Annotated in this window: 8 protein-coding genes; 4 read left to right on the top strand and 4 right to left on the bottom strand. The window is 66.4% G+C overall.

The window, feature by feature from the left end:
* The coding region (locus tag A3G1_RS39675; protein WP_157641208.1) for a transposase at window positions 1–242 on the bottom strand (242 nt) is incomplete at its 3' end.
* 435 nt (window positions 243–677) lie between these two features.
* On the opposite strand from A3G1_RS39675, the gene A3G1_RS0117630 reads away from it, so the two are divergent.
* Window positions 678–971, top strand: a complete 294-nt coding sequence (locus tag A3G1_RS0117630) for a hypothetical protein (RefSeq protein ID WP_018350800.1) — start codon at window positions 678–680, stop codon at window positions 969–971.
* 711 nt (window positions 972–1,682) lie between these two features.
* Here the strand turns inward: A3G1_RS0117630 and A3G1_RS0117620 are convergent.
* Window positions 1,683–5,015, bottom strand: a complete 3,333-nt coding sequence (locus A3G1_RS0117620; protein ID WP_157641210.1) for a tetratricopeptide repeat protein — start codon at window positions 5,013–5,015, stop codon at window positions 1,683–1,685.
* A gap of 725 nt (window positions 5,016–5,740) precedes the next feature.
* Here A3G1_RS0117620 and A3G1_RS38680 point away from each other — a divergent pair.
* A complete protein-coding gene (locus tag A3G1_RS38680) occupies window positions 5,741–5,980 on the top strand; it encodes a P-loop NTPase family protein (protein ID WP_157641209.1) in 240 nt (79 codons plus the stop codon).
* Window positions 5,981–6,167: 187 nt separating this feature from the next.
* Here A3G1_RS38680 and A3G1_RS0117610 read toward each other — a convergent pair whose 3' ends face one another.
* A complete protein-coding gene (locus A3G1_RS0117610) occupies window positions 6,168–6,896 on the bottom strand; it encodes a dienelactone hydrolase family protein (protein WP_018350796.1) in 729 nt (242 codons plus the stop codon).
* Between the two features lie 346 nt (window positions 6,897–7,242).
* On the opposite strand from A3G1_RS0117610, the gene A3G1_RS0117605 reads away from it, so the two are divergent.
* The gene (locus tag A3G1_RS0117605) at window positions 7,243–7,986 is read left to right on the top strand and encodes a dienelactone hydrolase family protein (RefSeq protein WP_018350795.1); all 744 of its coding nucleotides are present in this window, start codon (window positions 7,243–7,245) and stop codon (window positions 7,984–7,986) included.
* 97 nt (window positions 7,987–8,083) lie between these two features.
* Here the strand turns inward: A3G1_RS0117605 and A3G1_RS0117600 are convergent, their stop codons facing one another.
* Entirely contained in the window at window positions 8,084–8,419 is a 336-nt protein-coding gene (locus A3G1_RS0117600; RefSeq protein WP_018350794.1) for an integrase core domain-containing protein, read from the bottom strand.
* A gap of 51 nt (window positions 8,420–8,470) precedes the next feature.
* On the opposite strand from A3G1_RS0117600, the gene A3G1_RS0117595 reads away from it, so the two are divergent.
* A partial coding sequence (locus A3G1_RS0117595) for a transposase family protein (RefSeq protein ID WP_026212238.1) occupies window positions 8,471–8,693 on the top strand: 223 nt, incomplete at its 3' end.

Here is an 8,693-nt window from a genome sequence, read left to right as displayed (position 1 = left end):
CCTTCGAGCATCGCCGAGAATGTCCCATCGAGAGCCCACCTGCGAAAACGGGTGTAGACCGACTGCCACGACCCGTAACGCTCAGGCACATCCCGCCACGTCGCACCCGCCCGGATCTTCCACACGATCCCGTTGAGAACACGACGATCATCCGCCCGGGGACGACCACCAGTGACCGCCCCCGGCAGGAATTCCCTCAACGTCTCCCACTCGACGTCAGACAACTCATAACGACGAATCACGCGCTACATCATCTAACAACAGTCCTTTGAAGACGAGCCCTAGAACGTTCGGCCAGCCACATGAGCTGGACCGGCTCCACCCCAGCTCCCGCCTGCGTGGCAGGTGACATTCCAGGCTCGTGCGTCCGCGCTCTGCCCCTCGCAGTACGCGCAGCATCGGCTCTCACCACAACGCCGTCACCAGCCATTGTGGAATGCCGGTGCGCCACGCCGCACATAGTGTCCGGCAACCGCCCGTTCACAGCGCTTACTTTTCTCTTCGCGGATCACGCCTGTGCCCGGAAGCCGGTACGTAACTTGTACCCGGCTTCCGGTACAGGCGTGCTATGCGGTGGGGGCCCGGACGGACCCCGGTCCCCCACTTCGTACTTCCGCTGTTTTCACCAACCGGCACACAGCAGCGTGGCTGCGTGCCCCTTCAATGGAGACTTTGCCGTGCTCAACGAAGAGGCAGACGCACAGGGTGTGCGCACTGCTGCCCAGACTCGTGCCCGTAACGCGGTACAAGCCGGCGGACATGAGGACGCTGACGATGACGGCCTGTCGCTGCGGTGGGCGTTCATTCTCACCGTGTCCGCCGGAGCCGCGGTGGTCACCGGGCTCGTCACCACTCTGGGCTTGCGTGACGCAGTCGGCCCGGACGTGCTGCTGGTCGCCGGATTCCCGTCAGCCCTGGCTGCGCTGTTCACCACCGCGCTCGCACTGAAAAAGCTGATCCGCCGCCGATAGACGGCTCATGCTGGGGGCCCGGCGGTATCGCCGGGCCCCCAGCACGACAACCGGGTGCCCGGGTACGGCAGCGTCTCGTCCTCAAGCCGCTCTGCTGCCTCTGGCTCGGCGTGTTCGGCTCCCGCCACGTCCGCGTCATCATCGTCACCGACCCCAGCCGCGAACCCCTGACCCCTGGTCACCACCGACCTGGACACCGACGCCGCCGCGATCATCGAACGCTACGCCGACCGCTGGGCTATCGAGGTCGCCATCGGCGACGCCAAGAACGTCACCGGCGCAGGCGAAGCAGCCAACCGCACCCCGAAAGCCGTCGAGCGGACCATCCCGTTCACCCTGCTCACCCAAAGCACCGTGGTCATCTGGTACCACCTCGCAGGGCCACAACCCGACCGTCGCCCGCGACCACCGAACCCGCTCACCCTGGTACACCACCAAAGTCCAGCCCAGCTACGCCGACATGCTCATCACTCCGACGAGTCCTCATAGCCGCACAATTTCGTGGAGACACACCCCGCCAGCCGACCTTCGAAGAAGCCCGCGCGGTACTCCTGGCCTGGTCAGACGCAGCAGCCTGACCGCGAAACACGAGCTTTCAGTCATGGGCGACAATTTCCGAACGCGATGCCGTTGCCTTGGTGAACTTCTACGGCTGCCCACCACGGACCTTGCGGACAGCCCAACCACGGGCGCTCGCCATAGGGTGTGTGGTCAACGACCTCCGCCGGGCGTTTCTTGCCTGGTCACTGACTCTGCCGATGCATGCACTGGAGGTGATGACGGGGCTGTCAGGGCAGCACGGCCACCTGCCATCCCGTCCCCAATCTCCAGCGAAGGTTTCCGGCGTGAGGCTTCTCGGAGTTCCGGCTGCCTGGTCGTGCCGTTGGCAAACAGGCCGTATTGTTCCACCAGCTGAGCTTCTTCGACTCGCCCGGTCCGGTGCAGATAGGCCAGGAGCTCGATACGGGCGTCGGAGTCTCCCGAGATCACCATGGCTCTCAGGTCTGCCTCCCGGCCTTCCCTTGCGAATAGTCCGACTAGTTCACGCGCTGCACGGCTGTCTCCCATCGCGACCAGGGACTGAAGGTGCTCCGCCTCGCCGTGCTGACCGAGGATCGTGATGAACTGCCGACCAGCGAGAGGGCTACGGCGTGCGACGTCCCAGGCTTCGTCATGGCGTCCTGCCTGATACAGCAATTCAAGGACGATTCGCTGTGCGCCCAGGTCGCCCTTGCGCACAAGCGGCTCGTATAGGTCTAGGACTTCGTCGAAGTTACCGGTCTTAGCCAGCACCTCGGCGAGGTTGCGGGTGACCCGGTGGGCACCGTGGTCGTACAGGTCCCGTAGCAGGACGACAGCCATGTCTGGCCGACCTGCCCGATCGAACTTCAGGGCCAGCGCAGACTGCACTGCTTCGCCTCGGGTTCCACCCCGGCCAGCGGGTATGGCGCGTAGCAGGTCCGCGGCTTCCGTCAGGTCGCCGGCCTCCATCGCAGCCTCCACGAGCGCAGTCACTGCGAAGAACTCCCCGGCATCCGCCAGCACACGCACTTCTGCCATCTCGCCTGCCTCCACAAGCAGCGATACCAAGGCACTGGTTGCATCCCTCATGCCTTCATCACTGAGCTTGCGTAGCTCGTCGACTTTGCCGTGCCGCCGGTAAAGCGAGATGAGATGCGATGCCGCGCCCGGTTTACCGTCAGCGATCATCTTCCGGATCCTGGCTTCGGTGTTCTGCACCGCCACCCTGGTGAATGGGTCATAGGTATCGAAGTGCTCGGTGTCCTCCAACACCTGATCAGCTTCTTCCTGCCGCCCGAGCGCACGCAGGAGGCGCACGAGCGGTGGCCGTGCGTCGACCTCGCCCGCATCTACGAACTTGCGGAGCCATTCAACATCGCCGTCCTTCTCCAACAGTCGGGCAATGGTGGCAGTCTCAACCAAGTTTCCGAGCTCAAGGAGCCGTTTGACGACAGCCGACGCTTCGGAAATCTGCCCCTGACTGATCAGGTAGTCGAGACGCCAGCGAAGCGCCTCACTCACATCCGCTTCCGCCAGTTCCCGCATGAGTTCCGGGTCAGCACGCGATTCCAGCACCACCATGACTGCGGCCCGAGGGCTGGCTGCCGTCGCCCCCAAGAACTCCAGGATCGCCTCGCAACCACCGTGTTGGCCTACGCAGCGGGCCTCCTCCATGACTCCCATGTCGCTGCCCATCCGGCGCAGGTGCATGTATACGGCCATCGCCTCCGGGAACGAGCCCCTCGCTGCGTGCAGGTCCGCAAGCTCCTTCCTGCTCACGAGGTCTCCACGGTCCGCCGATCGCCCGTACTCCACGATGGCTTCGGCCGGCAGTCCGCATTTCACGAGCAACCGCGGGACTGCCCGTCCCGCGTGGAGGCTTCCTTCGGCCGCGAGCTCGCGATAGAGGGACAGCGCCTTGAGCGTGTCGCCTTGATCGGCGAGGAGTTTCGCCAGCCCCCATCGGGCACCTGCGGCGCCTTCATTGATCAGCTCAGCGAGATCCTCCCGCCGTCCCTGTTCGGCAAGAAGCCACCCCAGCTCGTGCCCTGCGTCGGGATGCCCGTTGTCGTGGGCGTATCGCAGCAGCGGTTCCGCGTAGACGAACAGAGAGCGAGATAGGGCGTCGATGCCCAAGCGATGGGCCTCACTGACCGAGTCAACCGAGTGTGCGAGCGTCAGCCAGGCACCGTCAGCGGTTCTGTCGTGGGGACGCAGCTGACAGGACTGCAGAAGAAAGTCGGCGACACAGAACCCCTCAACGTCGCCAACCTGGAGCCTGGCACCGGAAACCTTACGAAGCAGCGCGGTACCGCCAGTCCTGCGTTCTGTTGCGTCGGTGAGCGCCGTCTCGAACCAGTCGGGCGGAGCTTCGGTCAGGACAGTTGTCTCTCCGTCCAGGCATGAATTTGCGAGGTCGAGTTCTGCGGCACGCTTGAGACGGCTCAGGCTCAGGTACGGCTGGCCTGCAAGCAGCGCCGCAGAGATGACGACGTCGGCGAGCGCACGGGTGTAGGGAGATGCCGTCTCGTACCTGCGCATGACCTCGGGCGCTCCCGCCAGGTACTGGGTCACACCGTACTGCCGGTCGGCGAGTGCCGCCCCAACCCTGGGGTCCCGCTGTCCGACCACTTCCGCCGCAGCCCGTTCAGCGGGACTCAGCGCTGCGGGGACTTCGATCACGGTGCCGTGCGACAGCAAGGCTTCTCGGGCAACGGCGAGCAGATCCGCACCCGGATGCCCCTCTGGGGTCTGCGCAGGCGTCTTGAGACATCGCCGATAATGCTCGGGCCAGAAGACTACGACGACCACAATCGGGCCGCTACTGCTCCGGGTGAGCTGTTCCAGTTCCGCCCGGCTCAGGCTGCCTTTCTGCTCCTCGGCTTCAGAGCGTGTAGTCTCGACGAAGTACCGCGGCGTAGGCGTGTCATCAAGCCACACGACCGTACGTGGTGCCAGCACCGGTACCGCCGAGCGCAGTGCCCGCAGCCCGTCGGGCAGGTACACCTGCCAGCCCGGCAAGGTCTCCCGGACCGCCTCAACAAGGCTCCGGCTCTTGCCTGACGACGATGGCCCGACGATCTGAATCAGACCCCCCGTGCTGCGCGTCGCCTCCAGGCATTGCCGCAACTCAGAGTCAAAGCCCCGCGAGAAATAGCCGACCGGATCATCGCCGCGCCGCCCATGAAGCAGGTGGTCGGGCGAGTGAACACCCACATCCTCACCCCGAAGACGCCCTACCGGGATCAGCCGTCCCCGGACCTGCCCGTCCGCCTCACCAGGAGCCTGTTTCGGGTGAAGCCATGCGCCCAAGGTTGCCATAAGGCTTACGAGCGCCAGCAGAGTCCCCGTCACCCCCGCCACCTGGCTAGCGACGTTCAACCGCTCGAAGAAGTCCCGCCCGAACCACCAGGCCAACCCCACCAGAACTGCGGCCAGCACAAGGCCCAGACCTAACCACCAGCGCCACGTCGCACGCAACGGCCCTGACGGCCGCCGCCGCGCCCGCCCGAACCAGCGCACCCTGCCACTCCCAACAAACATGACGGCAAGCAACGTATCTCAAGACATTGACATCTATTACACGCGAAGGCTAGCAACCACAGCAGTGCATGCATGTGCCCAGATTGGAGTGGCCGTTCACGCAGCAGGCAGACTCACCGAGCAGGGCGCCTCGGCTCCAACCCCACAGCCGGGCCCCGACAGGGGTCCCGTGTTGCCCCGTTGTTGCTCGCGTGTCGCGGTCACGATTCGCCGTCCACCGCTACCCAGAGCAATCCCCACTCCGGACCGCACTGAAGTCACATGCTGGACCCACCACCGCCCCAACGGGCACCACGGGCTCCGCGGAGACAACGTCTACCTCCACCAGGATCACCCTTCGGCGCCCCGGGGGGCGTCCGTCCCTCAACCCGACGATCCCAGCTTTCCCGGACCGGACCGGCCCGGAAACTCACGGTGTCTAGACGCTCGCGAAACGAGGGGAACCCGACCACGACGGGGTAGCCCCCGCTACCCACGAGTAGGCCATCCCTAGGGCCCCACATGAAGACTGATGGTCCGCGCTCAGCTGTCCAAGGAAGGACAGCTGCGCCAGTCGACGTCACGGACATGTTCACGACGTTTCGAACCTGTACAGGTCGCCGAACACGGAACACCAGGTCGGAAAGCTGGAGCAGGACCACCTCCGCCGTGTCGTCCTGCACGAACGCGACAAGCCCGGAGGCCTCGCCCCCGCCTACATCACCATGAACGCACGCTGGTTGGTGGACAACGGCTACGGCGTCATCGTGGAGGGGATCCTCCCCAGCCACCTCTACGCCCCGGCTCTGCATGACCTCCTCGCCGGTCACGCTGGCCCAGCAGCCGTCTACTACCTCGACGTGCCCTTCGAAGAGACCGTCCGCCGCCACGCCCTGCGGCCGGAAGCCTCAGAGTTCACCCCGCAGTTATGGAGTGGGTTGCAACTTGTCCGTTGTCCAGGCTGAGGTTGCCTCCACTCCCGAACTCCCCCTCGTGCGTGCGGACCAGCGGCACCGCACCCTGCACCGCCCCGGCCGACCTGTGGCCTTCCCGGCCCGGCCGGCTCGAGTCGCGGTGAGCCCGGCCCGGGGTATCACCGGAAGCTGTCCTGGGACGGTCGGCGCCCCGGGCACTCCCCGGGGCGCCGGACCATCAGTCGGTGACCAGGGTGCGTCCGAGCAGCGGCAGCAGGCGGTCCCAGTGCCGCTGGAGTGCGGTGGGGTGGAAGGCGTCGGTGTCGGCGATGGTGAAGCCGTGGATGGTGCCGGGGTAGATCTCGGAGGTGTAGCGCAGTTCCGCGGCGTCCAGGGTCTGGTTGAGCCCGCTGAGCGCCTCCGGGGTCAGGTCGGATGCGGCGTGTCCCAGGTAGACCTCGGCGGTGATGCGGCGCAGGCTGTCAGCCTCCACCGGGGGAGAGTGGAATCCCGCGACGGCGGCCACCTGGCCGGGATGGGCCGCGGCGGTGCGCATCGCCAGCAGACCGCCGATGCAGTAGCCGGTCACCGCGACCGGCCCCGCGCCGACCTCGGGCTGGGCGGTGAGGAAATTGACGAAGGCGTCGGCGTCGGCGACGATCCGTTCCGTGGTGTGCGCCTCGATCATGGGCATCAGCTGGGCGAAGAGCGCGGGCCGGGCCTCGCCGCCGATGTGCTCGGGGACGTCGAGGACCGGTGCCGGGCCGTGCCGGTAGAAGACGTTGGGCACGAGCACGTAGTACCCGTGCCCAGCCAGTTCGCGGGCCATGTCCCGCAGCACGGGCCGGAGGCCGAAGCCGTCCGGGTACATCAGCACCCCCGGGTGCTGTCCACTGTGGTCGGGGAAAGCTGCGAACGCGTCGGCGTGGCCGTCGGCGGTGGGAATCTGCAGTGTCTTGGCGTGCATAAGAGGTCTCCTGTCGTGGTTGATGTGTCGAGCTTGTGATCAACACGACGGAGGCGGGGCACGCGCTACGGCGCTCAGAAGAGCACCGGGTCGCCCATCCGTGTGTGGCGTGAAGCCGTCCCGGTAGTCATGGCTGATGAAATTAGTCCACCGGCGAGGGCCGGGTCCAGCGCAATATCCGTTCGCGGAATCCGACGGGCGCTGCTACCGTCCGGAGGCCGTGCGAGAGACCGAGGAGGTGGTACCCGTGAACGCTGTATCGACATGGGTGCTCCCCTCAGGGGTCACGGTCGGGCGATAGGTCGTCCGGGAGCGCCGCCCGCGAGCACTCCCGAAAGGCACGACCATGCACTTCACTTCAGAGCAGCGCCTCGACGGCGACGTCCTCGAGCGAGCATTCACCCTCGGCGAGATCCCCGGCATCCTGTGGACGCCCGCGTCCGCTGCCGCGCCGACGCCGCTGATCCTGCTCGGCCAGCCGGGCGGGCTGGGCCTGCGCGGGATGTACCCCAGGCTGGCGGCCCGGGCCCGCAGCGCCGCGGCGGACGGCTTCGCCGCCGTCGCCATCGAACTCCCCGGCGACGGCGACCGGCCGCGCTGGGCCGCCGCCGAGCAGGCCCGCGCCGACCTGCGCCAGACGCTGCAGGCCGCAGGGCCGGTCCCCGACGAGATCGTTGACCGGCTCATCCTGCCGCTGGTCGACCGGGCCGTCCCGGAATGGCAGGCCACACTGGACGCCGTCCTCGCGCTGCCGGAGATCGGCGGCCCGGTTGGCTACTCCGGAGGAGTGATCTCCATCGGAATCCGGCTGGCGGTGGTCGACCCGCGCATCACGGCGGCCGTCCTGTTCGCCGGCAGCTTCATACCCCGCGCCATGTTCGCCGAAGCCAGGAAGGTGAGCATCCCGCTGCACGTCCTGCTGCAGTGGGACGACGAAGGCAACGACCGGCAGGCGGCCCTGGAACTGTTCGACGCGTTCGGCTCCGCGGACAAGACCCTGACCGCCAACCTGGGCGGCCACACTGGCGTCCCACAGTCCGCGCACGAGGCCGCGGCCGCGTTCCTCGCCCGGTATCTGAACCAGCGGTAGGCGCCACCGGCTCCCGCGGTGCCGCAGTGGCGGCAGTTGACGGTCGCGCGGGTTGCGCTGTCGGGAGGGTTCTAGGTGTGCATCTGCCGGAGTTTGGTTACACCGTGGTCTGGGTTTTCTGCTTGAGGCGTTCGTACGGGGTCTGGCCGGCCAGGCCGCCGTGCGGGCGGTGGTAGTTGTAGTAGTCCTCCCATTCCTGGAGCTTGTCGTTGAACACGCCGGTGTCGTCGATGACGATGCCTTCAAGCATGCGGTAGAACTCTTCGGCGTCGATGCGGTGTGAGCGTTCGACCTTGCCGTTGAGGTGCGGGGATGCGGGTTTGATGTAGGTGTGGGCGATGCCTTTGTCCAGGACGTGCCAGTGGAAGCCGGTCTGGAACTCAGCGCCGTTGTCGGTCTGGATGACCTCGACGCGGAACGGGAGGCGGGACAAGACGTAAAAGATGTTTCATAACTTCTTCTCGTGTTTGGCCGTTGTGCGGGCATGGGGTTGCTGCGTGGTCTGAGCGCGGAGTGGGTTGAGGTGTTCACTGGCCTGCCGGCAGGGCGTTTCGCCCGGCTCGTCGGGGTGGTGCGGCGGCGGGGTGGTGATCATGCGGGTGAGGGCAGGCCGTGGAAGCTTCCGCTTGCTGAGCGGGTGCTGATGATCGCGGTGTACTACCGGACGAACCTGACGATGCGGCAGCTTGCCCCGCTGATGGGGATCT

This window comes from Longispora albida DSM 44784 (assembly GCF_000379825.1).
In the GTDB taxonomy this organism is placed as follows: Bacteria; Actinomycetota; Actinomycetes; order Mycobacteriales; family Micromonosporaceae; genus Longispora; species Longispora albida.
This window is presented reverse-complemented; position numbering and strand designations above follow the sequence as displayed.

Bases quoted from the DNA above. Each gene is read 5' to 3' on its own strand.
- A3G1_RS38680 (WP_157641209.1), top strand. From the start codon at position 5,741: ATGAACGCACGCTGGTTGGTGGACAACGGCTACGGCGTCATCGTGGAG.
- A3G1_RS0117610 (WP_018350796.1), bottom strand. From the start codon at position 6,896: ATGCACGCCAAGACACTGCAGATTCCCACCGCCGACGGCCACGCCGAC.
- A3G1_RS0117605 (WP_018350795.1), top strand. From the start codon at position 7,243: ATGCACTTCACTTCAGAGCAGCGCCTCGACGGCGACGTCCTCGAGCGA.